A 26,028-nucleotide genomic window follows, 5' to 3' on the forward strand; every position below is an offset into this window, starting at 1 on the left:
GGCCCGGCGGCGAGGCACCGGCCGCGGCCGGGTCGGCTCAGGTCATCGTCGGGTCCCCCTTGATCAAGGCGAACGGGGCCCCTGCCGGATCCTTGAGCATGGCCAGCCGGCCGACGCCCGGGGCATCGGTGGGCGGGATGAGGACCGTGGCGCCGTGGCCGGTGGCCGCGGCGAAGGTGGCGTCGCAGTCGGTCACCCCGAAATACGGGTGCCACTCCGAGGTCGAGCCGGCCTGCAGGTGCTCCCTCTGCAACTGCATGATGCCACCGTGTCCCGGGTCGTCGGTCTTGCCGCCGCCCGGGGCGGAGACGATGGAGTAGACCATGTCCGCACCCATCGGCATGTCCTGATGGCCCCAGGAGAAGACCGAGCGGTAGAAGTCCTTCGCGGCGGCCGCGTCGGTGGTGTACAGCTCCGTCCAGCACAGGGAGTCCGGTTCCATGACCGTCTCCAGGCCCTTGACGTCGCCCGGCTGCCACACCGCGAAGTCGGCGCCCGTCGGATCGGTGAAGGCAGCCAGCCGGCCCGCGGTGAAGACGTCCATCGGCGGGACGCGCACCGAGCCGCCGGCCTGCTCCACCGCCTTGACCGTGGCGTCCGCGTCGGGGGTCTGGAAATACACCGTCCAGGCGGAGCGCGCGCCCTCGTCCGGCAGCGGGCCGACGGCACCGACCGTCTTGCCGTCGCGCTGGAGGAAGCCGTACCCGCCGGCGTCCGGGCCGGCCGACCGGAAGGTCCAGCCGAACACGGCGGTGTAGAAGGAGACGGCGTCGTCGATGTCCGGGGCCCCGAGGTCGAGCCAGTTGGGTGTGCCCGGGACGTAGTTGGTCGTCAGCATGGGTGGTCCTCCGTCGCACGGATCGGGACGTTCACGGCTGTTTCCCGCTGTTTCCCAGCATGGCAGGGGGCACTGACAGCCGCCCTTCACGCGCACCGTGCCGGGAGCGGCTCAGGGCGCTGCGAACCGTGCGCGCAGCTCGCGCTTGAGAACCTTGCCGCTGGCGTTGCGCGGCAGCGCGTCCACGAACATCACCCGTTTGGGCGCCTTGAACGGCGCGAGGCGGGCGCGGGCCGCCGCGATCAGCTCCTCCTCCCCCACGCCCTCACCGCCGTCCATGCCCGCGGCACCGCCCGTGCCGTCCGTACGCCGTACGACCACCGCGGTCACCGCCTCGATCCAGCGCTCGTCCGGCAGCCCGATGACCGCGACCTCGGCCACCTGCGGATGTTCGTAGAGCACGTCCTCCACCTGGCGCGAGGCGACCAGGACGCCGCCGGAGTTGATGACGTCCTTGACCCGGTCGACCACCGTGAAGTAGCCCTCCGCGTCGCGGACGGCGAGGTCCCCGGAGTGGAACCAGCCGTCCCGGAACGCCTCGGCGGTCTCCTCCGGCTTGTCCCAGTAGCCGGTGCACAGTTGCGGGGAGCGGTAGACGACCTCGCCCCGGGTGCCGTCCGGCACTTCCCGGCCCTCCTCGTCCACCACCCGCGCCTCGACGAACAGCACGGGGCGCCCGCAGGAGTCCATCCGGCCCTCGTGTTCGCCGGGGCCCAGCACGGTGGCCAGCGGCCCGATCTCGCTCTGGCCGAAGCAGTTGTAGAAGGCCAGCGCGGGCAGCCGGGCGCGGAGCCGCTCCAGGACCGGCACCGGCATGATCGAGGCACCGTAGTAGGCCTTGCGCAGCCCGCCCAGCTCCCGGGTGGTGAAGCCGGGGTGGTTCGCCAGCGCGATCCACACGGTCGGCGGCGCGAACAGGCTGTCCGCCCGCCCCGCTTCCACCAGGTCGAAGATCCGCCCCGGGTCGGGTCCGTCCAGGATGGTGTTCTCCGCGCCCACCGCCAGATAGGGCAGCAGAAACACATGCATCTGCGCGGAGTGGTAGAGCGGGAGCGAGTGCAGCGGCCGGTCCGTCTCCTTCAGGTCGAGGGCGACGACGGCGCTGGTGTACTCGTGCACCAGGGCCCGGTGGGTCATCATCGCGCCCTTGGGCAGGGCGGTGGTCCCCGAGGTGTAGAGAAGCTGGACCAGGGCGTCGTCGGGCAGCTCGGCCGCCGGTTCGGCGTCGTCCGGGACTTCGCCGGCCGCGAGCCGTTCCAGCAGCCCGTCGGGCGCCCCGTACAGCGGCATGGTGCGTACGGAATCCGGCAGCCGGTGCGCGAGCGCGGGATCGGTGAGGACCAGGGCGCTGCCCGACTGCTCGACGAGGTAGCGCAGATCCTCGCCCGTCAGGCCGTGGTTGACCGGCACGTGTACCAGTCCGGCGCGGGCGCAGGCCAGAAAACCGATCAGATACGCATCCGAGTTGTGGCCGTAGGAGGCGACGCGGTCGCCGGGCCGCAGGCCGTCCGTCCGCAGCACCCGGGCCGCGGCGGTCACCGCGTCGTCCAGCTCCCGATAGGTCCAGGCCCGGTCCGCATACCGCACCGCAGTCCGTTCGGGCACCCGGCGGGCGCTGCGCCGCAGGACTCCGTCGACCGTATTGCTCCGCGCTTGCGTCATGCCGCGATCCTGGGCCGCCGTCCATCGCGGGTCAAGGCACCCGACCGGAGTCCGGGGACGACAGCCGCCCGCGGTCGTGGCCCTGCCGGCTCCCGGTCGCGCGCCTCGCGCCCCGGCCGATTCTCACCCCCGCCCCTGCGGGCACGGTTCCCGCAGCGAATGACCGGCCGCCGGGTACGCTCAACCGCCTTTGCTCTCACTCCTGTTGGGAGGAATCATGCGCAGCCGTCCCGGAGCACCGGGGCTGCGGGTGCGGCACATGCAGCCCTGACCGCCCCGGCAGGCAGGTGCCCGCGGCGGCCGGTCACCGAGGGGGGACCGGCCGCCGTGGGCTGTCCGGGACCCATGGCTACACGGCCCGCTCCCGCCCCTGCCAGTACGGGTCACGCAGCCGGCGTTTGTAGAGCTTGCCGTTGGGGTCGCGGGGCATGGCGGTGATGAAGTCGACCGACTTGGGCCGTTTGTAGCCGGCCAGCTGCCCGGCGCAGTGGGCCAGGATCCCGGCGGCCAGTTCGGGCCCCGGCGGATGGCCCTCGGCGGGCTCGACGACGGCCTTGACCTCCTCGCCCCAGTCGTCGTGCGGGATGCCGAAGACGGCCGCGTCGGCGACCGCGGGGTGGCCGAGCAGGGCGGACTCGATTTCGGCGGGGTAGATGTTCACCCCGCCCGAGATGATCATGTCGATCTTGCGGTCACGGAGGAAGAGGAAGCCGTCCGCGTCCAGATACCCGAGGTCGCCGACGGTGAAGAAGTCACCGATCCGGTTCTTCTCCGTCTTCCCTTCGTCCTTGTGATAACGGAAGCCGCCGGTGCTCATCTTCATGTAGACGGTGCCGAGTTGGCCCGCGGGCAGCCGGTTGCCGTCGTCGTCGAAGACGGCCAGTTCGCTGATCGGCCAGGCCTTGCCGACCGTGCCGGGCTTCTCGAGCCAGTCCTCGGCGGTCGCGAAGGCGCCGCCGCCCTCGCTGGCCGCGTAATACTCCTCGACACAGCCGCCCCACCAGTCGATCATCGCGCGTTTGACGTGGTCGGGGCAGGGTGCGGCGCCGTGGATGGCGTGCCGCATCGCGCTCACGTCGTACGCCGCACGGGTGTCCGCCGGCAGGGCGAGCAGCCGGTGGAACTGGGTGGGCACCATATGGGTGTGGGTGCAGCGGTGGGTGTCCATCAGCGCCAGCATCTGCTGCGGCGTCCACTTGTCCATCAGGACGAGGCGATGGCCGAGGTGCAGCGAGGCGCCGGCGAATTGCAGCACGGCGGTGTGGTAAAGCGGCGAGCAGACCAGATGCACATTGCCGTCGAACGGTTTGATGCCGAAGATGCCGAGGAAACCGCCGAGGTGGGCGTCCTCGGGTGCGGTGCCGGGCAGCGGGCGGCGGATGCCGCGCGGGCGCCCGGTGGTTCCCGAGGTGTAGTTCATGACCCAGCCCAGGGTCCGGCCGGCGGGCGCGGACTCCGGCTGCCCGTCGAGGAGTTCGGCATACGGCCGGAAGCCGTCGAGGTGACCGACGGCATGGCGATGGGACGCCGGCAGCTTCGCCTCGTCCGCGGCGTGCCGGGCCGCCTGGGCGAACTGCTCGTGCGCGATCAGCACCTTCGCCCCGGAGTCGGCGACGATCCAGGCGATCTCCGGGCCGACCAGGTGGTGGTTGACGGGGACGAGATAGAAGCCCGCCTGGGACGCGGCGAGATAGGCGGTGAAGAACTCGACGCCGTTGGGGAGGACCACGGCGAACGCGTCGCCGCGCTCCAGACCCGCCGCGCGCAGCCCGTGGACCAGTTGGTTGCTCGCGGCGTGCAGCCGGCCCGCGGTCCACTCCTCGCCGTCCGGGGCGACCAGGACCGTACGGTCCGGGTCGGCGGCGGCCTGCGCCCAAAAGCCGTTGGGCGGTGGGGAGTCATGGGTCATTCCGCTGTCCTCCTCGGGATCGGGATCAGACGCGTCCGGCGATGCGGTTGATGCGGTCGACGGCCCGCTCGAAGCCGCGGGTGAGGTCGTCGAAGACGGCCTGTACGCTGCGTTCGCTGTTCATCCGGCCGACGATCTGGCCGACCGGGGTACCGAGCAGCGGCTCGACCTCGTGCCGCTGGATACGGGAGTTGGCCTCGGCGACCAGCAGGCCCTGCAGCGGCATCGGGAGGGGGCCGGGACCGCTCGGATCGTCCCAGGCATCGGTCCATTCGGTGCGCAGCTGGCGGGCGGGTTTGCCGGTCAGGGCGCGGGAGCGGACGGTGTCGCCCGGTCCCGCGGCGAGCAGTTTCTCCGTCAGCCGCCGGGAGTGCAGACCGGCCTCCTCGGTGGTCAGCCAGAGCGAGCCCAGCCAGACGCCCTGCGCGCCGAGCGCGAGCCCGGCGGCGATCTGCTCACCGGTGCCGATACCGCCCGCGGCGAGCACCGGCAGCGGGTCGACGGCGGCGACCACTTCCGGGGTGAGGACCATGGTGGCGATCTCACCGGTGTGCCCGCCGGCCTCGTACCCCTGGGCGACGACGATGTCGATACCGGCGGCCTTGTGGTGGCGTGCGTGCCGGGGGCTGCCGGCCAGCGCGGCGACGAGGATGCCGTGCTCGTGGGCGCGCCGGACGATGTCGGGCGGCGGCGAGCCGAGGGCGTTGGCCAGCAGCTTGACCGGATAGTCGAAGGCCACCTCGAGCTGGCTGCGGGCGACCTGCTCCATCCATCCGGTGATCCGCCAGCCGGACGCCTCCCCTTCCGCGAGCTGCGGCACCTGATGCTTGTCGAGGAGCTCGGTGACGAAGCGACGGTGCCCCTCCGGGATCATCGCCTCGACCTCGGCCTCGGTGACCCCTTCCACCTTCTTGGCAGGCATCACCACATCGAGGCCGTACGGCAGCCCGTCGGTGTGCTCCTGCATCCAGTCCAGGTCGCGCGCCAGCTCGTCCGGCGCGGTGTAGCGGACCGCGCCGAGCACCCCGAAGCCGCCGGCCCGGGTGATCGCCGCGGCGACCGCGGGAAAGGGGGTGAACCCGAAGACGGCGTGCTCGGCTCCCAGCGTGTTGCTCAGCTCCGTCTGCATGGGCGCAGGATGCCGCAGCGGACCGTACGAGGGAAGAGATTTTCTGATGCAGCGTCAGAAACTTGGCACCGGCCTCCGGGACGGGCGGCCCCGGCCGCCCGGGACGCCGGGGGCCGGCCCCGCCCCTCACCCCTCCGCCAGCACCGCCATCGCCGCATTGTGCCCCGGGATGCCGCTCACTCCGCCGCCGCGCACCGCACCCGCCCCGCACAGCAGGACGTTGGGGTGGGTGGTCGCCACGCCCCAGCGGGCCGGGGCGGACGGGGCGCCGCCGGCGGCCTCGTGCGACGGGTCCGCGTAGGGAAAAGCCAGGTCCCGGTGGAAGATGTTGCCGCCCGGCAGACCGAGTTCGCGGTCCAGGTCGAGCGGGGAGCGGGCTTCGATGCAGGGGCGGCCGTCGGCGTCGTGAGCCAGGCAGTCGGCGAGCGGTTCGGCGAGATGACTGTCGAGTTCGGCGAGGGTGGCCGCCAGGAGGCGGTCGCGGGTGGTGTCGTTGTCGGCGGTGAACAGGCTCGCGGGGGCGTGCAGGCCGAACAGGGTGAGCGTCTGGTAGCCCTGGCGGACCAGGTCGGCCCCGAGGATGGAGGGGTCGGTGAGGGAGTGGCAGTAGATCTCCGAGGGCGGGGCGGCGGGCAGGGTGCCGGACGCGGCCTGTCGGTAGGCGCTCTCCAGCTGCCGGTAGCCCTCGGCGATATGGAAGGTGCCGGAGAAGGCCTCCCGCGGGTCCACCCGGGTGTCCGTCAGCCGCGGCAGCCGGGTGAGCAGCATATTGACCTTGAGCTGGGCGCCCTCGGCGGGCGGCGGTGGTGCCTCGCCCAGCAGGCGGGCCAGCTCGCGCGGGGCGGCGTTGACCAGGACCCGGCGGGCGCCGACGGTGCCCGCCGCGCAGGTCACCTCCGCGCTCCTGCCGTCCGTGGCGATACCGGTCACCTCGCAGTCGGTGACGATCTCCACCCCGGCCCGGCGGGCGGCCTCAGCCAGTGCGTCGGTCAGGGCGCCCATACCGCCGATGGGGACGTCCCAGTCACCCGTGCCGCCGCCGATGACGTGGTAGAGGAAGCAGCGGTTCTGCCGCAGGGACGGGTCGTGGGCGGTGGTGAACGTGCCGATGAGGGCGTCGGTGAGGACCACGCCGCGGACCAGGTCGTCGGCGAAGGTCTCCTCGACCACCTCCCCCAGGGGACGTTCGAACAGGGCGTGCCAGGTGGCGTCGTCGTCGACCGTGGCGCGGAGCGCGGCGCGGGTGGGGAGGGGCTCGGTCAGGGTCGGGAAGATGCGCGCGGCAAGCCGCCCGGTCGTGCCGTAGAAGCGCTGCCAGGCGGTGAACTCCCGGTCGGATCCGGTGAGTTCGGCGAACGCGGTACGGGTCCTGGCCTCGCCGCCGCCGACGAGCAGACCGGTGGGGCGGCCGTCGCGTACGGCGGGGGTGTAGGAGGACACGGTGCGTTTGCGGACCGCGAAGCGCAGACCGAGGTCCCGCACGATCTTCGGCGGCAGCAGGCTCACGAGGTAGGAGTAGCGGGACAGCCGGGCGTCGACCCCGGCGAATGCCCGGGTCGACACGGCGGCACCACCGGTGTGGTCCAGCCGCTCCAGCACCAGCACGCTGTGCCCGGCGCGTGCGAGATAGGCGGCGGCCACCAGTCCGTTGTGGCCGCCGCCGACGATGACCGCGTCATACGAAGTCCGTTCCGGCATGCCCCTTGGTAGCACGCGGTGATCCCGGTCGCCAGGTACACGCGGCTGAAACCTTCGCCCCGGTCGGTGCGGCTTCTTGACCGGGCCGGGGGCTGCTCCTAGCGTCCGGCCGTGCTCCGTCCCGGCACCACCCCCGTCGTCCTCTCCTCAGGCCGTCCCGCCCACTCGTGAGGTGACCCGTGTCCCACTCGTCGGTACCCCGCATCGGCCGCATTCTCGCCGGACTGACCGCCGTCGCCGCCTGCTCGGCCGGGCTGCTCGCGGCTCCCGCGCCCGCCTCCGCCGCCCCGGATCCGGCCCGTGCGCCCGGCGCCCGGCACGCCGCGGGAGCGTATCCGAATCTGGCCCCGAGACCCCCGATGGGCTGGAACAACTGGTCGTACTACATGTGCGACATCAACGAGAGGGTCGTCCTCGACAACGCGCGGGCGCTGGTCCGTTCGGGGCTGGCGCGGCGGGGCTACCGCACCGTCACCGTCGACGACTGCTGGATGAGCCGGCAGCGCGGCCCCCGGGGCGAGCTGACGGCCGACCCGGCGAAGTTCCCGCACGGGATGGCCCACCTCGGGCGGCAGCTGCACGCGCTGGGACTGAAATTCGGGATCTACGAGGATGTCGGCACCCTCACCTGTGAGAAGTATCCGGGCAGTCTTGGCCATTTTTCCGAGGACGCGAAGCTGTTCGCGCGCTGGAAGGTCGACTATGTCAAGGCGGACGGCTGCAATGTGCCCGTCGCCCCGGGGCACACCAAGGAGGAGACCTACCGGGATCTGTACGGGCAGATGAGCGGTGCGCTCCGGGCGACCGGCCGCCCGATCACCTTCTCGGTGTCGGCGCCGGCCTACTTCCAGTTCGACGGTGACAGCGTCTGGCACCGGGTCATCGGCTGGTCGGCGGAGCTCGGCAACCTCTGGCGGGGCGGGCGGGATGTGGCGCTGCAGAAGAACACTCCGGCCGCGAAGTGGACCTCGATCGTCTACAACTTCCGCTACAACGCGCGACTGGCCGGCCTCCAGCACCCCGGCCGCTGGAACGACCCGGACTTCCTGCTGGCCGGCGACACGGGCCTGACGCAGCAGGAGATGCAGAGCCAGATGTCGCTGTGGGCGATGATGGCCGCTCCCCTGATCTCCAGTACGGACGTCGGCAAGCTGTCCCCGGCGGCGCGCAAGGTGCTCGGGAACAAGGAGGTCATCGCCGTCGACCAGGATGCGCTCGGAGTCCAGGGGAACCTCGTGCAGCAGGACGACGGCTCCGCGGTGCTGGCCAAGCCGCTGAAGAACGGCGACCACGCGATCGCCCTGTTCAACTCGGGTGACACCCCGCGCACGCTGTCCGTGACGGCCGCCGCGGCCGGGCTGCCGGCGGCACGCTCCTACCGGCTGCACGATCTGGTCACCGGCCGCCGTACGCACAGCGCGGACCCGGTCGTGGCACGGGAGGTACCGCCGCACAGCACGGTGCTCTACCGCGTCACTCCGGACTGACGGGTCGCCACGGACCGGGGCGCCACGCTTTTGGCCCGGCGGATTCCGATGGACCGCGCGCCGTCCCTACCGCCGGCGCGCGGCGCGCTCCTGGCGCAGTCCCGCGACCCGGCGGTGGAGGACGGCCGCCTCGTCCGTGCGGCCCAGCCGCTCCAGGCACTGGGCCAGGTCACCGGAGCTGGCCAGCACGTCGAGGTGGGCGGCGCCCAGCACCCGTTCGCGGGCGTCCGCAACCTCGCGGTAGAGGTCCAGTGCCTCGTCCCAGCGGCCGAGCCAGCCGAGCGCCACGGCGGTCTCCCGGCGGCTGACCAGTGTGTCGGGGGCATCGGGGCCGAGCACCCGCGCCCGTTCCGCGGCCACCTCGCGGGCCTCCACGAGCGCCTCCTGCCAGCGGTTCTGCCGTCCGAGGCTGACGCCCAAGCCGTGCCGGGCGCGCAGTGTCTCGGGGGCGTCGGCGCCCCGGGCGCGGGCGCAGTCGGCCGCCAGGTCCCGGTAGACCGCCAGGGCATCGGCGCTGTGGCCGAGGCGGCCGAAGCCGATCCCGACCTCGTAACGGGCGGCGAGGGCGTCGGGATGGTCGCGGCCGAGGGTCGCGCTGCGCGCCGCCGCGACGTCCCGGCAGATGGCCAGCGCCTCCGCCCACAGACCCAACTTGCCCAGCACATGGGCGAGCTCGAAGCGGGTGGCGAGGGTGTCGGCGTGGCGGGGGCCGAGTACCCGGGCGCGGGCCCCGGCCACCTCGTGGACCATGGCGCGGCAGTCCTCCAGCCGTCCCAGCCGGCCGAGGTTGAGCGCGACATGGTGACGGCAGCTCAGCGAGTCGGGGTGGTCGGGGCCCAGCGCACGTTCGCGGCCCGTCAGCACCTCGGTGTAGATCTGGTGCGCCTCGAAGTTCCGGCCGAGCCGGCTCAGCGCGTGGCCCGCCTCCAGACGGCTGGTGAGGGTGTCGGGATGATCGGGGCCGAGGAGCCGCTCGCGTTCCGCGGCGAGCGCCCGGTGTGCCTCGCCCGCCTCTTCCCAGCGGCCCAGCCGGCCGAGGTTCAGCGCGGCGGTGTGCCGGCCGGCCGGCGCGGCGAGGGTGGCGCGGCGGTCGTCGGGCCGTGCCGGGCCGGCGATGCCGGCGGCCGGGGACGCGTCGCCGCACTGCGGACCACTCCCGCCGGTCCAGGAATCGGTGAGGACCGTGGCGCCCGGGTCCGCCGGCGACCCGTGCGTCCGCCGGGCGGGGCCCGCCGGTGAGCCGAGGGTCATGCCGTGGGTCCAGGAGGGCAGCCACCGGCCGGGGACCGTCGGATCGTCCGCGCCTGCCGCGCGGCCCGCGCGGCCCGCGCGGCCCCGCCCGGGGTGCGCATGGCGGGCATCGGCGAGGCGTTTGCCCAGTTCGTCGGCGTTCCTGGGGCGGTCGTCGGGGTCCTTGGCGAGCAGTTCGAGCATGATCCGCTCGTAGGCCTCGGGCAGGTCGGGGCGGAGCGTACGGGGCGGCTTCGGGGTCAGGTCGCGATGCCCGACGAGCACCGCCCAGGCGTCGCCCAGGTCGAACGGCGGGACGCCGGTGGCGATCTCGTACAGCACACAGCCGAGGGAGTAGAGATCGCTGCGGTGGTCGACGCCGTGGGCGCCGATCTGTTCGGGCGACATGTAGTGCGGGCTGCCCATGGCGATGCCGGTGCCGGTGAGGCGGGCGGTGAAGCCGATGTCGTGGCCGAGCCGGGCGATGCCGAAATCGCAGATCTTGACCGTGCCGTCGGCGGTGCGGACGATGTTCGCCGGTTTCAGATCGCGGTGCACGATGGCTTGTTCATGGGTGTAGGCGAGCGCGGCGGTGACCTGCTCGGCGATCTCCATGAGGTCGGGTACAGGAAGCGGCTGGCGACGGTTGTCGTCCAGGAGCTGGCTGAGGTTACGGCCGCTGAGCAGCTCCATGACAATGAAGAGGGTGCCGTCGTCCTCGCCGAAGTCATGGACGACGGTGATGCCGCGGTGCTGGAGCGCGGCCGCGACCCGGGCCTCGCGGCGGAACCGTTCGCGCAGCACCGGCAGGAACGACTGTTCGTGCTGCGGTCCCATGGGCTTGAGGCATTTGACCGCGACCTGCCGGCCCAGCGACTCGTCGCGGGCCCGCCACACCTCCCCCATGCCGCCGCGCCCGATGGTGTCGAGCAGCCGGTACCGCCGTTGGACAAGTCTGTTTTCCGCCACCATGTATCGCCGCCCCCGTCCCCGTTCCCCGTGGTCAGCCGCGCAGTTCCCCCTGCGTGTCCTCCTGCCCGTCCAGTATGGCGGCGCAAGCGCGGAGCTTGTAGGGCGCTGGGCGGGTCTCGGGGCCGAGTCGTGCGACGGCGCGCAGAATGTGCCGGGGCGGGAGCTGCCAGCGGACCGTGGGGGGAACGGCCCGAAGGAGGCGGCCGGTGGCGCGCAGCCGGCGGGTGACGGCTGCGGACGTGGGTGCGGGGCGCCCGTAGAGCTCATGGGCATACGCCGGGAGTGCGCCGTAGGCGAGCCGTGCCACCCGCTGCCACAGCAGGGCACGGGCCGGCACGAGCGGGGCCGGTGTCGGGGGCCGGCGCAGAAAGCGGTCCACCTCACGGGCTTCGGGGGTCAGCGCCAACTCGGGCCGTACGCGGGCGAAGTAAGCGGCGAGCGCGGCCCGGCTGCCGGGGACACCGGCCGGGTCGAGGCCGACGAGCCGGGCGCTTTCGCGCTGTTCGTGGAGGTAGGCATCGGCCTGGGCGTCGCTGACGGGGTAACCGGAGCGGCGCAGTACGTGCAGGTAGGAGTCCACCTCCGCGCAGTGCACCCACAGCAGCAGGGCCGGCTCGTCGACGCCGTACCGTTCGCCGGTGACCGGATCGCCGGCGGACAGCCGCCGGTGGATGCGGCGGACCGTGGCACCGGCCGCTTCGGCCGCGTCGGTGGTGCCGTAGGTGAGGGTGCCGACGAAGCGGGCGGTCCGCATCAGCCGCCCCCAGGCGTCCCTTCTGAAGTCCGAGTTCTGGAAGACACCGCGCACCGCACGCGGGTGGAGCGCCTGGAGGTACAGCGCGCGGACACCCGCGATCCACATCATCGGATCGCCGTGCAGCTGCCAGGTCACGGAACGGGGCCCGAAGACCCCCGGGTCACCTGCCACTCCTCACACCTCCCGCCACCAGCATCCGTCATGCCGCGCCCAGAGACCATCAGGTCCCAGCGGTCGGCGCGTGCGAGCAGCTTGCGCATGCTCATTCCCTTGGCCGGCGTTCCGCCCGGTGGCAGGCGCTATGCCGAGACCAGTGCCAGGACGAGCGGGACGGCGGCGATGCCCAGCAGTGTCTGCGTCGCGGTGATACCGGCCATCAGCGGTGCGTCGCCGCCCAGTTGCCTCGCCATGATGTACGCGGACGATGCCGTGGGCAGAGCCTGGAAGAGCACGGCGATGATCAGCGCCTGGGACCCGAGGCCGGCCAGCTGAGCCGCCAGGAACGTCGCGGCGGGCATGAGGGCAAACTTGACGGACGACGACGTGAGGATCGGCGCCGCCCACGACCGTGCCGCACCGAAGCGCAGCGCGGCGCCGATGCACAACAGCCCCAGCGGCATCGAGGCGGCTCCGAGTGCCTGGAGCGCCGGCGCGATGCCCGGCGGCAGGCGCAGATCCAGTGCCTGAAGAAGGATGCCTCCCGCGCAGGCGAGGATGAGCGGGTTGGTCACGAGCTGTTTGACGATGCCCGTAAGGCGCGGGCGTGCGCTCCCGAACCGTGCGAAGACCAGCACGCACAAGACATTGACCGTGGGCACGACCGCCGCGTTGCAGACCGCGGCGGTGGCGACGCCCTGGGTGCCGTACAGGCCGGCGGCGATGGTCACGCCGATGTAGTTGTTGAACCTGACGCTGCCCTGGAAGACCGAGGTGAAGCCGTCGTCCTTCAGTCGCATCATGGGCCGGAAGGCGATGACCAGCACGGCGACTGCCACCGTGGAGGCGACCAGGGTGCCTGCCAGGGCCCGTACCGGCAGATCGCTGGTGTCGGCCGTCGCCAGGCTGTACAGGAACAGAGCCGGCAGCAGCACGTGATAGCTCAGGCGCTCGGCATCGGACCAGAAACTCTCGGCCGTGATCACCGATCGCTTGAGCGCATGGCCCAGCGCGATCAGCAGGACGACCGGAATCAGCGCCTTGACGGTCAGTGCGATCACGCCGGGACCTCGTCCAGCGTGGCGACGATAATGCGGCGGCCCTCTTCCAGGGTGGCGGTGGCGGTGGCTGTGGCGAAGGAGCACCGCAGAGGGCCCGGCGCACCGAAGGCGCTGCCCGGGACGGTCGCGCATCGCGCTTCGAGGAAGGTGTCCGCCGCTGCGAGGTCGTCGCCGGCCGCACGGCACGGAAAGAGGGAGAACGCGCCGTCGGGCACCATCGCGGAACTGCCGGCCGTTCTGTTTCGCTGGTGGGAGTGGGAAGAGCCGGCGCCTTGGGCACCGGGTGTCGAAGAGTGCATGCCGACAGGCTGATGTAATACATCGAGGCATGACAACCGTTACAGGATGCCTGCGAGAGCACTCAGCAGGCCACGGCCTTCCAGCAGTACCTCGACGAGCACGAACTGCTCCGGCCCCGCTGGTGCCGCCGAGGGCAACGGTCAAGGATTCTCAAGATCCCCGGCAGGGTCTCTCATCGGATCAGCGGAGAAGGCGGAGGGAGAGCAGACCCGACGGTGGGACGGTCAGCGAGTGCAGACCGGGCCCGAGGGCGAACCGGCGGTTACCCATGAGCGCCCCGGTGGCGTCCCGGACGGTTTCCTCCACGTCACTTGAGCCGGTGACGTCCAGCGTGACCCGGGGCGCTGAGGTGACGTTCACCACCTCGACCAGCCGGGTCCGCGCCAGATCGACCGGGGCGATCCGCTCGGCATGCAGCACGACGACCTGGTGCCCGTCCGTCCGGGCTCGCACCATCGGGTACAGCTCGTCGGGACGGCCCGGGTCCACTGCGCCGTCGAGCAGGACCGGCCGCAGCCGGATCCAGGTCCGCAGCCAGAACGCCAGGGCCGCCCGGTGGTCGGCGCGCAGCCGGTCCAGCCTGCCCGACAGCTGTGGCACTGACGTAAGGACGCTGAGCAGCTGCCGGGCCGCAGATTCCGGTGAGCCGTCGGGATCCCACATGAGCATGTCGGAGTGGACGACGCCGCCGAGCGCGAGCAGTCCGGCGTCCAGGGTCTTGACTCTGTTCGCGACGGCGTCGGCCGGGCAGTCGGAGGCCCTGAGCAGATTGCCGTAGGCGGCCATGCCGTGGCCGAGGTAGGGCTGGCGTAGCTCGATCATGATGCCGGGCCTGATCGCCTGGAGCGCGACGCGCAGTTCGTCGAGCAGGACGGTCATGGCGAGGCCGATATCCTCGCCGTCGCCCGCGTAGAGCTGCGCGTCGTCGAGGAAGTCGATCTTCAGCCCGTCGAGCCCGTGATCGGCGACCATCCCGGCGCACAGCGCCACGATGTGGGCCCGCACCTCGGGACGGCGCGGGTCGAGCACATGGGCACCCGGAGCCGTGCGGCTGGGCAGCGGGGCAAGGTCACGCATGCGTTCCCAGGCAGCCGACTCCGGGCCGAGCAGCAGCGGGGCGACCCAGACCAGGTAGGCCATGCCGAGTTCCTTGACCCGTCGGACATGCCCGGCCAGATCGGGGAACTTGGCAGTGTCGACCGCCCAGTCGCCGGCCCACGCGTAGCCGCGCTTGTTGCCGCCGGCGACCCAGCCGTCGTCGAGGATCAGCGTTCCGCAGCCGAGGTCGGCGGCGTGCGCGGCCTCGGCCTCAACGGCGTCCGCGTGGACGTCCTGGCCGAAGGCGTACCAGGTGGAGTAGACCGGCGCCCGTCCCGCGGCGGGGGTCGGCAACGGCGGGCGGGCGGCGGTCTCGGCGAGATGGCCGCGTAGCGACCGCAGCGCCGTGGCGACCGAGGTCGCGCGGGGCGCGAATGCCAGCGTGTACGGCCCGTCCCCGGCGACCAGATGCAGATGGACCACGAACCGCTTGGTCGCCTCGGAGATACCGAAGACCAACTCGGTCTCGATGACAGGGTCTTGTGCCGCGAACGTCAGCATGGTCGTGCCGGATGTCTCGTAGAGGCAGCCGACGGGAGCGCCCTTGATCAGGCTGGTGTGGATCCTGCCCGCCCAGTCCGCCAGCAGGGTCCGCTCCCAGCCACAGGCCGGATGCCAGAAGCCGACGGCATCGCGCAGCGGAACAGCCAGCCGGATCTCCACGGCGGTGCCCTTCGGGGCGGTGACGTCCAGGGCAGTCAGCCCGCCGGGCAGCTCGCGGACGTTGAACCGACCGACCGGCAGCGCGACCGTCACGTCGTCGATCAACGGGCTCTCCGGCGCCGCGGGACGCTCGGCAGTGGTCACCATACTCATGGTCATGAACTCCTCGGTGGTGGAGACAGGCGTGGGAGCCCGGATCGGGCGGACAGGGCGGTGGCCTCGGCCAACGCGCGGCTCAGCAGACTGTCGTGGGGGCGTCGTCCGCAGGACGGTGCCGCGCGCGCCAACGATCCGCCGGGTCCGGGGCAGGTGGTGCTTCCCCGGTCATGCCGCAGGTGTGCACATCACCGGCCGGCAGATCGCCCTGCGCGCACGTCGAGAGTCCTTGCGACACGATCTGCAGACTCCCCGACGGCCCTGTCACGGAATTGACCAGACCATCGATCTTGTTGCCGTTCTGGTCCGCCACCCGGCCGTAGAGCCCGAGAGTGCGGCCCTGCCACTTCTGGAGGGCGGGCACCACTGCGGGTTTTGCGTTGACCGGGTCGGGGGCGGCGCTCGCCGGTGTGGCGGGAGCGGCGAGGGTGAGCAGGGAGACCATCAACGCGAGAAGGCACAGCAGCTGTCTTGGACGCACTCTCATGGGAAACTCCAAGCGTTCTCGATGGATTCGTTCCTGGAGGTTCGTGCGGGTGACGCGACGGGGAGCAGGTGCCGGCCGTGCCGTGCCCCGGCCGAGGCCGGGGCAGGGCACGGCGCGGCGCGGTCACGGCCTGGCCGTCACCCTGTAGGTGATCTTCGCGTCGGCGATGCTCCCGCCGTTCTTGGCGGTGATGGTGAATGTGCTGGTGCCGGGAAAGGCAGGAATTCCGGTGATGCCACCGGTGTCCTGGTTGAGGGTCAGGCCGCGCGGGAGGCGGCCGTCGGTGACCTCGTAGCGGATGGTCCGCGGAGTCGTCGAGGTCACCTTGAAGGCGTACAGCTTTCCGACCCGGGCGTCCGTCGGCTCCGACGTGGCGAAGCCCGGCGTCGGGGCCTTGACCGGCTGCGGGTCGCCGATCGACTGACCGGACGTGTCCTTCTCCTGCAGCGTCCACTCGGCGTCCGGCGTGACCTCGCTCAGGTGCCAGTGCCTGCTCGCGACGCCCAGTTGCTTCTTCTGCTCGGCAGTGAACGCACCGGCTGCACGCGCGGACTCCCACATCCGGACGGCGGCGAGCAGCGCGGTGGTGTTCTGCCCGGACTGGAGGCCGCTCACGGTGGTCTCGAAGTTGATGCCGGCGTCGAGGGAGGCCGCGTGCGCCAGGGTGTCCTCGATCTTTTGCAGGGGGTCGCTGCCCGAGAGCCCCTGCTGGCCCATCATCCCGGGCAGGTAGTTCGCCCGGTAGAAGGTGTTGCTGCGGATGATCTGAGCGTAGCTCGTGGGGCCGATCTCACCCCAGCTCGCCCTGGACTGGGCGTCCCAGGTGTTCGACGCGAGGTTGCTGCACTCGGTGATGAAGTTCTTGGTGGTGACCTGCCGGTGGACGCCGTTGACGAGCCGTGCGAAGCCGTAGCCGCCCCAGCCGTTGTAGCCGGTGCCTTCGAGCCCGTCGTAGGACGTGGCGTGGACGCCGCTGGTGTTGTAGGCGGTGGCCAGCCGGGCCGCGATCTCGTCGGTGATCGGCAGACTGGCCAGCGCGCCGCCGTAGCCGTTCTGGATGAGCCGGGCGACGGTGGTGCCGGCCGGGTAGTCCTTGGCGGCCGAGGACCACTGTGCCCGGCTCAGGCCGCCGACCTGCCACTCGGTGTTGCTGACCTTGGTGACGGAACCGTAGGTGATGAACTCGTCGCCGATGCGCAGCCGTTGACCGTCGACGCCGGAGGCCAGCAGGCCGTTGGCATCCACGTACAGCGTGGTGTCCGCCCCGGCCAGCGGGCGGGTGAGCCGGGCGGAGCCGCCCACCGCGAGCCGTGGATCGGCCGGTGCCTTCACATACGGGTCGTTGGCGTCGATGAAGGTGGACAGGGTGTGCACTCCGACCTCGATGCCCTCCTTCGCCGCTGCGGCCACCAACTGGGCGGCCGCCACGTCCGATCCGCCGAAGGAGCCGTTGAACTGGTAGTGCCCGTGCGACACCCACGGCCCGTTGCCGCTGATCGCGTAGATGTTCCGCACCCCGGCCTGCGCGGCGAGCTCGGCGGCCGCGGTGACGTTGCCCGTGTTGAGGTCGTGGACCCAGAAGTGGGTCTGCGAGGTGCGCTGGGCCACCTTCTGCCACTGGCCGTCCAGGGTGGGGTACGCCTGGTCGTGCTCCTTGGCGATCTGGCTGAGCACGGTCAGGGCGAGATCCGGCGCACTGCCGAACAGGGCGATCTTCGACCCGACGATCCGGCCCTCGGGCGCGGGCAGCGGGCCGAGCGGGATCTCGTAACCGTTGGTGCGCTGCCGGACCCGTACCTTGCTGTAGTCGTAAGTGGTGGCGCGCAGGACGCTGCCCCACGTGGTCTTCGCGGCGACGTTGCTCGCCAGCCACTCGTCCTTCGCGCCGGTCTGGAGCCCGTACGGATTCCAGACGAGATCGGGACCGAACCCGTACGCCAGATGCTCGTTCGGCCACCCGCCCACCGTCTTGTCGTTCAGCGGCCGGACCCCCATGACGAAATCGGAGGTGGCGACCACACCGGCCGTCTCGCCGATGGTGTCGTCGAGTGTCGTCGGCAGCGGACCCCACAGCAGCGTCTGCACATCCACACCCGAGGCGGCCGTCAGGCCGACGACTTCCAGTGTGGAATGCGTGGGAAACCCGACGGCCTCTACCTGGATCGTCACGCTCTCGCCGACGAACTCCAGGACCTGCCGGTGGTGCGCCCGGTCACGCGACACGACCCGCACCTTCGCGGGAACCACATGCTTGCCGTCGGCCACCACACTGACCAGCGGCACGGGGGTGTCCTTGGCCAGGTGGTCGGTGCCGTCACGCAGGTCCACCAGGCTGTCCACGTACCCGGAGCCGCTGATGCCCACCGACAGGAAGCCCGCCCCGATCCGCAGCGACGGGGACGTCTTGGTCCTGGCCGTTCGCACGGCATACGCGGGTCCGGCGGCCATGGCCACGGCCGTGGCCGAACTCAAGCCGCCGGCAACCAGAAAGCGACGCCTGTCCACATGTCCTCCTAAGTGACTCTCGATGACGCGCGGGATCACTGATCAACTGCCCGTGAACAGCGCAGAGGGGCGCAACGCCGGCACACGTCGAGCGACGAACGAGGTCACCTGGATAGTTCGTATTCTTCAGCGGAGACGGTTCGCGCTGTTCCGGGGAGCGGGATCGGCGGACGGCCCTGAGCCGGAGAGCCCATAGGCCTGCCCGTGCAGGAAAGTGCGCTTGTTTCTCCTGTGTAACTACCCCAGCACAAGTGCGGTCCAGCGTGCACGGCACGGAAGGGGCCGTCAAGGCTTAGTTCGGATCTATTTCCGGGGACGCGGGTGCTCCGTGGGGCGGTCCGAGCACCCCTGAACGGGCAACCCGGAAGGTATCTTGGGGGCCCAGCACGTGGCATTTCGTGACGGCATGCATCGGATACATGGAGCAACATGACTGGATCTTCCCGGCCCGCGTCCGCATCCGCGGTATCGGAGACGGAGCCGGAGGCGGCTCCCTACCGCCCCGGCTACGAGGTCGCGGCGGAGCGCATCCTGGAGTACGTCGCCCGGCAGGGGATGGGGCCCGGTGACCGGCTGCCGACGGAGAAGGATCTGGCGGCCGAAGTAGACATGAGCAGGACGGTGGTGCGAGAGGGCGTCAAGATCCTCTCGGCCCTCGGGAGGCTCTCGGTGGAGAAGGGACGCGGCATTTTCGTGGCGCATCCCAGGAACGACCTGTGGTCCGACACGTTCTCCCGGTTCCTGCCGACCGACCCGAGCCGCGTCGGTGAACTGTTCGAGTTCCGACGCTTCACCGAGGCCGAGACCAGCGGGCTCGCGGCCGCGCGGGCCACACCGGTTCAGCTCAGGGCCATCCGCGAGGCGGCGCAGCGCTCGGCGGAGGCCGCCGAGCGCGACGACCACGAGTCGTTCGGCCGGGCCGATGCGGAGTTCCATCAGGCGATCGGCGCGGCAGCGGGGAACGCGTTCCTCTCCAGCCTGGTCGACGCGATCCAGCGGCTGCAGCGACAGATCACCATCGTGGCCCTGGCCGACTCCGCACCGGGATCACTCGCCGGGGCCGCGGAGCAGCACCTGACGATCCTGGAAGCGATCGGGGCCGGTGAGCAGGAACAGGCCGCCGCCCTCATGGCCCGCCATATCGACACGACGGAACTCCAGATCCAGCGAGAGATCCACAATCGCATCTTTTCCGCTCCCGCCGCTCCCGCCGCTCCCGCCGGCCCGGAGGGCGTGACCGCGGACGACAGCCTCGATCAGTAGTGCCGCCTCCCCCGCCCCGCCGCCCACACCGGAAACGGCGGGGCGACGGGGCGGCCGAAGCGTGCCGGGCTCGTGAACCGCACCACCGACGCGTCTCGTTCCTGTGAAGCGAATCCGTAGGGTCCGGCGAAACTCTATGGATATGTATCAGATCTATTGCCCTTGGTTTGAGGAAATAACCCCGTCTCATCTCTTGACATGCCGTCGCACGCGGACTTCCATACCCCAAAGGTGCCCTGAGGGGCGAACGCTGAGGGGAAGCGGTCGCCCTCGAGAGCAGCAGGACTCTGGGAAGAGTCTGAACCACGTGACGGATTCGGTGGACGGTCGGCAGTGGGATTCCCTCTCTCGTCTCGGTACGCACAAGACAGCGACTCGGTACCGCCCCCGGACAATGACGGGTAGGGAAGTTGGACATGATGCGCAATCCGATACTCACAAGAACCGCCGCCCTCGCCGGTGCTCTCCTCCTGGCCGGGTGTACGGCCGGCAGTTCCGGTACGAGTGCATCCAAGGGCGACGGCGGCAAGGTCACCTTGACCTTCCTCACCTTCGAAACGCCCAATCTGGACGCGAAGTACTGGGACGCCGCGATCGCCCGCGCCTCGGCGAAGGTGCCCGGGGTGACGATCAAGAAGCTCGTGTCGCCCAGCGCCGACCGCACCGGGTACGCGAAGCAGCTCGACAGCACGGGCCAGTTCCCGGACGTCATGATCGGCCTGAACCCCGCCGGATTCGCCGAGGCGGGCAAGCTGGCGCCGTGGACGGACAAGGAACTCGCGACGTACAAGAACCCCCGCGCCAACACGTACGACGGCAAGGTCTACCAGCTGCCCTACTCCGCCCAGACGACGCTGGTCTACTACAACAAGAAGGACTTCGCGGCGGCCGGCATCGGCACACCGCCCCGCACGTACCAGGAACTGCTCGACGACAGCGCCAAGTTGAAGAAGAAGGGCATCAACCCCTTCGTGGTCGGCGGTGGCGGCAAGGATTCCTGGGCCGACATGTTCCCGCTGATCTGCACGGTGGCCACCGACGTCTACAAGAAGACGCCGGACTGGCTGGCCCAACGCGCCAAGCACAAGGTCACGTTCACCGACCCGGCGTTCGTCGCCGCCGCCCAGAAGGTCGCCGGCCTCGCGGACAAGGGATACATCGACCGCGCCGGCCTTTCCCGCTCCTACGCGGACACCGAACAGGCCTTCCGTGACGGGAAGGGCGCGATGTATCCGATGGGCAGCTGGTTCTCCGCCTCGGCCGACACGAAGAAGCCGGACTTCGACACGGGCGTCTTCGCGTGGCCCACGGACCAGGGGGCCCCGGCACTCCCGGGCGCCCTCGGCGGCGGGATGACGGTGAGCTCCAAGTCGTCCGATGTTCCCCTGGCCAAGAAGTGGGCCAAGGCCTTCATGGAGGACCAGAAGAACCTGGACGCCGCCGTCAAGGCCGACGGGCTCATCATCGACATCAAGGGCTACAGCCCGCCCAGCACCATGGGCCCCGTCTACAAGAAGACCGTGGCGGCGTATCGGCAGGCCCAGAAGGACGACGGGATCGTCAACTCGTTCTCCCAGGAGACCGGTGACGGTTCCCTGCCGCCCGGCCTGGCCGACAAGGCCGCGACCGGCGTCCAGAATCTCCTCGGCGGCCGCATGTCGGCCCGTCAGTTCGGTGCCTACATGGACGAGCAGTGGGACAAGGCCACCCGGTAATGCGCATACGTACCCTGCCCCGACCGGAGAGTTCCCCTGCCGCGCCCGCAGCAAAGGACACGGCAGCGGTCCGATCACAGGACACCCCCGCACGGCGGGCGTCGCGACCGTCCCGGCGCTTCCGCCCGAACGGCGGACCGGGCCGCTTCGCCGTCTTCGCGGCTCCCGGACTGCTCGCCTACCTGGCCCTCGTCCTGGTGCCGATCGGCATGACCGCCGGCTACAGCCTCACCGACAAGAACCCCTTCAGCCCGCCGACCCGGTGGGTGGGCCTGTCCAACCTCACCAGCCTGTTCTCCGACGACGATTTCCTCAAAGCACTGCAGAACACCGTCGTCATCACCGTGATCGTGACGCTGGTGACCAACGCCGGCGGCCTGGCGATCGCCCTGCTGCTCGACCGGCGCGGCTGGCTGTACAACGCTCTGCGCAGCGTGTTCTTCGTTCCGGTCGTGCTGAGCGCCGTGGTGGTCAGCGTCATCTGGCAGGCGATCCTCGTCGACGACGGCCTGCTCAACTCCATGCTGCGACAGCTGGGGGTGAGTCATCCGCCGGGCTGGCTCTCCGACCCGGGCCTCGCCCTCTACACGGTCTCGTGGGTCATCGCCTGGCAGGGACTCGGCTTCTGCGTGGTGATCTACCTGGCCGGACTGCAGGGAATCCCGCAGGAGTTGCACGAAGCGGCGGCCATCGACGGCTGCGGACCACTGATGCGGTTCCGCCATGTCACCTGGCCGATGCTGGCACCCGCCGTCACCATCAACACGGTCATGTCACTGATCGGCGGATTCAAGGCCTACGACCAGATCCAGGTGCTCACCAACGGCGGCCCCGGCCCCGGCACCACATCCACCCTCGCCTTCCAGGTGATCCAGACCGCGTTCAACGGCAACCACGTCGGCTACGCCTCCGCGATGGCCGTGGCGATGCTGATCCTGGTCGCGACCGTCTCCGTGATCGCGCTCGGGTGGCTGCAGAAACGCGAGGTGTCCGCATGAGCACGAACACGAAGATGAACCCGGACCTGAACGCGAGCATGAACAGGGGTGGCACAAGGGCGTGGATACGCCCGGTCGTCGCGCTCCTCGCCGGCCTGCTGTTCTTCCTGCCGATCTACCTCGTGCTGGTCAACGTGTTCAAGGACGGTTCGGCGATCGTGTCGAACCCGGTCGGCCTCCCGGTCCCACCGACGCTGGACAACATCCAGAGCGTGCTGTCGCGCCCGGACCACCTCTTCTGGTACGGGCTGGTCAACAGCACGGAGGTCACCGTGATCTCCATCCTCGTCATCACCGCGATCTCCGCCATGCTCGGCCACTACCTGGCCCGGTCGACCGGCGTGCTGTCCAAGGTCATCATGGTCGTCCTGCTCTGCGGTCTCATGGTGCCGCCCGCGGTGATCCTCACCCCGATCACCGAAGTACTGCGCACGCTGGGGCTGATGAGCAGCGTGCCCGGACTGGTCCTGGCGTACGTCGGCTACTACATGCCGTTCGGGGTGTTCGTCTTCGCGGGCTTCGCCAAGACGATCCCCCGAGAGCTCGAAGAAGCCGCGGCGATCGACGGCGCCGGAGCGTTCCGCGCCTTCTGGCAGGTGGTCTTCCCGCTGATGCGGCCGGCGTCGGCCAGCGTGGTGATCTTCCTCGGTGTCTGGATCTGGAACGACTTCCTCAACCCGCTGATCGTCCTGGGCCCGGCGGCCGGCACCACGGTGACCGTCGGCATCTACCGTGCCATCGGCGAACACCAGGCGGACTTCGGCTCGGTCTTCGCCTTCATGTTCCTGGCGACACTGCCCATCCTCGTCTTCTACCTGGCCTTCCAGAAGCAGTTCGTCAAGGGCCTCACAGGAGGAGCGACGAAGGGTTGAGACCGGGCGGTACGCACGGCTGGGCATGTGACAGGGCGGGGCGGAGACCGACGCAAGCCCCGCCCCCCTGTCACCTGTCACGGACTTCGGACGCTCGCGCCCCTTCACGTCCTTTCACGTCCGTTCATGTCCGTTCACACCCCTTCAGCGAGAGGCATTCCTCACCCCATGCACCCCACAGGACCCGGGCACAGCGCCACCGCCGTCGACGCACTGTCGCTGGGTGCCGCCGCCCTGGGCAACCTGTTCCGCGCGGTCAGTGACGAGGACACGGCCGCCACCGCGATGATCAGCCACCCCGTCCCCGAGGGGATGTGGCTCGCCCTGCGTGCCCAGGGTCTGCTGCCGCCGGGCGTACCGGTGCCTGTCCCGCGTCAGGACGGCGTACGTCCCTGATCGCGGACGGCGGTGTGCGACCGGGTCCCCGGAGCGCAGACTCCCCGCGTGGAACCGGAATTGATCGAAGTTCCCTTCACCGGAACGCACACACGAGGATGGTTGCAGAATGCTTGACAGGAGAAACTGTCTTTCTCTGTTGGCGGCCGCTGGAGTCGGCGCGAAGGTCGCTCTCGAACCCACGATTTCACGAGCCCGACCGCTCGACGCAAGGGTTGCCGGAGCCGATGGCCAGGCTACGGAACTCAGCCGTTCTCTGCGCGAACTGCACGGCTCCCTCCGGGTGTCGATTCGGGAATATGACGGCACGACGCTGCGCCGGGCCCAGGAATTCGACGGCGACCTGCTGACCGACGGGCCGCGACAGTGGCGGCTGAAGCGGGATGCACGACGGGTGCCCGATCATCACGGATGGGAGGTCACCCTGACCTGCACCCTGGAGAAGGGGACGGCGGAACAGACCGCAATCTCCGTTGATTTCCCATTCGAGAGCTGGGAGACCGCCAACTACGTGATGATTCCCGGAATCATCTACAACGGCAATCGCTATCGCGCCATCGGCAACGGATACAATCCGGACTATCCGGCCGACATGTACGACAACCCACAGACGCCGCTGACGATATCGAACAACCCGCGACTGGCCTCCGATGCTGCCTTGCCCTCACGGATCGAGCTGGCGACGTGCAATACTGCCGCCCCGGCGATGAGCTTCTTCTCGCCCAAGTTCGGAAAGGGCTGGATCGTCCTCACCGAGCAAGGCACCCGCCTGGGCAACAGTGGGCTCTCGGTTGAGGAGAGTGCGAGCAGGGAAAGCTGTGAATTCCGCATCTCGGCACCGGTTGTGCGCCGGAAGGCGGCCGGTTTCGGCGACTTTCGGCCGAGCGGTGACAGTGCGTCGAACTGGGCTCCCGGTGACGCGGTTTCGATTCGCTTCCAGGTTTTCACCTTCGACGCCGACGGAATTCCGGCAGTCCTGCAAAAATTCATGGCTGTGCGAAAGTCGCTCACCGGCCCCACCACGCCTCGCAACCTGCTTCCGATGAGTAAGCTGGCGGAGCTCGGCACCAACATCTGCCGAGGCAATTTCACAGAGACCAAGGCGGGCCGCTACTACCTTCCAGAAAACTCCAGGCACTTTCAACTGGGTTGGGTGAGCGGAATGATCAACACCTACCCCATGTTGGCTCTGAATGACCCGACGGAACGGGGCAGGGTCTCCGATGAGCTTGACTTCATCTGTTCCCGCATGAAGGGGCGCAGCGGATTCTTCTACGGCTTCATCAGCGAAGATGGTGAGATCTGCTCAGAGAAGGCCCACCCCGACTTTCCGGCGGTGCAGGCGATGGTACGCAAGAACGGAGATGTGCTCTTCTGGCTGATCAAGCATGTGATGCTCCTGAAGGCGCAAGGGCACGGCGACACCGTCAAGGAATCCTGGGAACTGGCCGCAGGCGGTCTGGCCGAAGCTTTCACCCGGACCTGGCGAAAGCACGGAGAATTCGGTCAGTACATCGTGCCCGAAACAGGCGACATCGCCGTGTACAACTCGACGGCCGGCGCCATCGCTCCGGCCGGACTCGCCCTGGCGGCTGAATACTTCCACCGTCCGGACTGGTTGGCCGCCGCCGAGGAAGCAGCCGAATTCTATTATGAGCGCGACATCAAGTCCCGTGGATTCACCAGCGGAGCGTGCGCGGATATTTCACAGGATGCGGACTCCGAAACAGCGTTTGGTCTCCTGGAGTCATTCATGGCGCTGTACCAGTACACCGGAAAGAAGAGATGGCTGGATCGCGCGAAGGTCCAGGCCGCGCTGTGCTCGTCCTGGACTCTTGCGTACGATCCGCTGTTTCCGGCAGGCAGTGATATCGCGCGGCTGAAGGGAAGGATGGCCGGCGCCGTTTGGGCGAGCAGCCAGAACAAACATGCCGCGCCCGGTGTCTGTACGTCCTCCGCTGACCACCTGTTCAAGCTGTATCGAGCTACTGGGGACAAGAAGTACGCTGAACTCATCAGCGATATCCAGCATGCCCACGCCGAGGCCGTCAACATGCCGGGACACATCACCACCGACTACCTCATCGGTTCGAGCATGGAGCGGATCCAGCCCAGCGATGCCGAGGGCAAGGGTGCCGTCGGTGATTTCATCAGGACGAGAAACTCCTGGACCGAGACCAACGGTGTCTTGATGGCACTCGAACTTCCCGGAATCTACGTCCGGCCCGGGGAAGGAATTCTCATTCCCTTTGATCATGTCGAGGCCGAGCATGCCAGCGAGAGCCGTCAGGCCGCCGTAGTCCGCTTGACCAACAACACGGCCTACGCGGCACGGGTGTCGGTACTGGCGGAAACGGCCCGCCAATCGGCCCGCCCCCTTGGGTACACGGCGTTCCTCGATTGGCCGCAGGTCGAAGTCCCGGCGGGTGGGGCGGTCACCGTGCGGATCACGAGGAAAGGCAAGGTCGCACGTCAAGCCTGATCCGGCCGTGCTCGCTGTGCACCCGTTCCGTAGTTGCCGATGTGGGCGCGCTTGAGGGTCGCGAGGACCTCGGGCCAGGCCACCGCGTGCAGGGCGCGGTATTCCGCCTCGAGTTCCCCACGCAGGCGCATGACCGAGGCGTAGCGTTGCACGGGCACGGTGTGGCTCCTTTCCACGAAGCGCTGAGTCGTTGA

General features: G+C 69.8%; 20 protein-coding genes. 7 read left to right on the forward strand and 13 right to left on the reverse strand.

All coding sequences use genetic code 11. The annotated features are described in order from the left end of the window. Positions 1-37: 37 nt before the first annotated feature. From ACWGJY_RS19145 to ACWGJY_RS19165, 5 genes are all read right to left on the reverse strand, one after another. Entirely contained in the window at positions 38-838 is an 801-nt protein-coding gene (locus ACWGJY_RS19145; protein ID WP_453261991.1) for a VOC family protein, read from the reverse strand. Between the two features lie 111 nt (positions 839-949). Beyond that, positions 950-2,500, reverse strand: coding sequence for a fatty acyl-CoA synthetase (locus ACWGJY_RS19150; protein WP_453261992.1), 1,551 nt, complete (start codon positions 2,498-2,500; stop codon positions 950-952). A 349-nt stretch (positions 2,501-2,849) separates the two neighbouring features. Beyond that, positions 2,850-4,409, reverse strand: coding sequence for an acyl-CoA synthetase (locus ACWGJY_RS19155; RefSeq protein WP_453261993.1), 1,560 nt, complete (start codon positions 4,407-4,409; stop codon positions 2,850-2,852). Between the two features lie 25 nt (positions 4,410-4,434). Then, entirely contained in the window at positions 4,435-5,538 is a 1,104-nt protein-coding gene (locus tag ACWGJY_RS19160; RefSeq protein WP_453261994.1) for an NAD(P)H-dependent flavin oxidoreductase, read from the reverse strand. A 126-nt stretch (positions 5,539-5,664) separates the two neighbouring features. After that, positions 5,665-7,236 carry a phytoene desaturase family protein gene (locus ACWGJY_RS19165; protein ID WP_453261995.1) on the reverse strand — a complete coding sequence of 524 codons (1,572 nt, stop codon included), beginning with the start codon at positions 7,234-7,236 and terminating at the stop codon, positions 5,665-5,667. 179 nt (positions 7,237-7,415) lie between these two features. Between ACWGJY_RS19165 and ACWGJY_RS19170 the strand changes: the two genes are divergently transcribed. After that, positions 7,416-8,723: a glycoside hydrolase family 27 protein gene (locus ACWGJY_RS19170; RefSeq protein WP_453261996.1), complete on the forward strand. Its 1,308-nt coding sequence runs from the start codon at positions 7,416-7,418 to the stop codon at positions 8,721-8,723. Between the two features lie 66 nt (positions 8,724-8,789). Here ACWGJY_RS19170 and ACWGJY_RS19175 read toward each other — a convergent pair whose 3' ends face one another. From ACWGJY_RS19175 to ACWGJY_RS19205, 7 genes are all read right to left on the reverse strand, one after another. Continuing rightward, on the reverse strand, positions 8,790-10,922 hold the full coding sequence (locus ACWGJY_RS19175; RefSeq protein ID WP_453262072.1) for a protein kinase domain-containing protein: 2,133 nt from the start codon (positions 10,920-10,922) through the stop codon (positions 8,790-8,792). Positions 10,923-10,956: 34 nt separating this feature from the next. Further along, the gene (locus tag ACWGJY_RS19180; protein WP_453261997.1) at positions 10,957-11,853 is read right to left on the reverse strand and encodes an oxygenase MpaB family protein; all 897 of its coding nucleotides are present in this window, start codon (positions 11,851-11,853) and stop codon (positions 10,957-10,959) included. A 128-nt stretch (positions 11,854-11,981) separates the two neighbouring features. Next, positions 11,982-12,899 carry an AEC family transporter gene (locus ACWGJY_RS19185; protein WP_453261998.1) on the reverse strand — a complete coding sequence of 306 codons (918 nt, stop codon included), beginning with the start codon at positions 12,897-12,899 and terminating at the stop codon, positions 11,982-11,984. Beyond that, positions 12,896-13,198, reverse strand: coding sequence for a hypothetical protein (locus ACWGJY_RS19190; protein WP_453261999.1), 303 nt, complete (start codon positions 13,196-13,198; stop codon positions 12,896-12,898). The genes ACWGJY_RS19185 and ACWGJY_RS19190 overlap by 4 nt, the downstream gene beginning before the upstream one ends. A gap of 181 nt (positions 13,199-13,379) precedes the next feature. Continuing rightward, the gene (locus ACWGJY_RS19195) at positions 13,380-15,113 is read right to left on the reverse strand and encodes a glycoside hydrolase family 36 protein (protein WP_453262000.1); all 1,734 of its coding nucleotides are present in this window, start codon (positions 15,111-15,113) and stop codon (positions 13,380-13,382) included. Between the two features lie 82 nt (positions 15,114-15,195). Next, a complete protein-coding gene (locus ACWGJY_RS19200) occupies positions 15,196-15,603 on the reverse strand; it encodes a hypothetical protein (RefSeq protein WP_453262001.1) in 408 nt (135 codons plus the stop codon). Between the two features lie 123 nt (positions 15,604-15,726). Next, entirely contained in the window at positions 15,727-18,051 is a 2,325-nt protein-coding gene (locus ACWGJY_RS19205) for an Ig domain-containing protein (RefSeq protein ID WP_453262002.1), read from the reverse strand. Positions 18,052-18,537: 486 nt separating this feature from the next. Between ACWGJY_RS19205 and ACWGJY_RS19210 the strand changes: the two genes are divergently transcribed. The 6 genes from ACWGJY_RS19210 to ACWGJY_RS19235 all read left to right on the forward strand — a co-directional run bounded on the left by ACWGJY_RS19210 (position 18,538) and on the right by ACWGJY_RS19235 (position 25,834). Further along, the gene (locus ACWGJY_RS19210; protein ID WP_453262003.1) at positions 18,538-19,371 is read left to right on the forward strand and encodes a FadR/GntR family transcriptional regulator; all 834 of its coding nucleotides are present in this window, start codon (positions 18,538-18,540) and stop codon (positions 19,369-19,371) included. Between the two features lie 416 nt (positions 19,372-19,787). Beyond that, on the forward strand, positions 19,788-21,086 hold the full coding sequence (locus ACWGJY_RS19215) for an ABC transporter substrate-binding protein (RefSeq protein WP_453262004.1): 1,299 nt from the start codon (positions 19,788-19,790) through the stop codon (positions 21,084-21,086). Beyond that, the gene (locus ACWGJY_RS19220; protein ID WP_453262005.1) at positions 21,086-22,084 is read left to right on the forward strand and encodes a carbohydrate ABC transporter permease; all 999 of its coding nucleotides are present in this window, start codon (positions 21,086-21,088) and stop codon (positions 22,082-22,084) included. The genes ACWGJY_RS19215 and ACWGJY_RS19220 overlap by 1 nt, the downstream gene beginning before the upstream one ends. A 38-nt stretch (positions 22,085-22,122) precedes the next feature. Beyond that, positions 22,123-22,956 carry a carbohydrate ABC transporter permease gene (locus ACWGJY_RS19225; RefSeq protein ID WP_266737255.1) on the forward strand — a complete coding sequence of 278 codons (834 nt, stop codon included), beginning with the start codon at positions 22,123-22,125 and terminating at the stop codon, positions 22,954-22,956. A 168-nt stretch (positions 22,957-23,124) separates the two neighbouring features. After that, positions 23,125-23,352: a hypothetical protein gene (locus ACWGJY_RS19230; RefSeq protein WP_453262006.1), complete on the forward strand. Its 228-nt coding sequence runs from the start codon at positions 23,125-23,127 to the stop codon at positions 23,350-23,352. 109 nt (positions 23,353-23,461) lie between these two features. Continuing rightward, a complete protein-coding gene (locus ACWGJY_RS19235) occupies positions 23,462-25,834 on the forward strand; it encodes a hypothetical protein (protein ID WP_453262007.1) in 2,373 nt (790 codons plus the stop codon). Here ACWGJY_RS19235 and ACWGJY_RS19240 read toward each other — a convergent pair. Beyond that, positions 25,825-25,992 carry an L-rhamnose mutarotase gene (locus ACWGJY_RS19240; RefSeq protein ID WP_453262008.1) on the reverse strand — a complete coding sequence of 56 codons (168 nt, stop codon included), beginning with the start codon at positions 25,990-25,992 and terminating at the stop codon, positions 25,825-25,827. The genes ACWGJY_RS19235 and ACWGJY_RS19240 overlap by 10 nt on opposite strands. Between the last annotated feature and the right edge of the window lie 36 nt (positions 25,993-26,028).

The organism is Streptomyces sp. NPDC054765, from assembly GCF_053612065.1.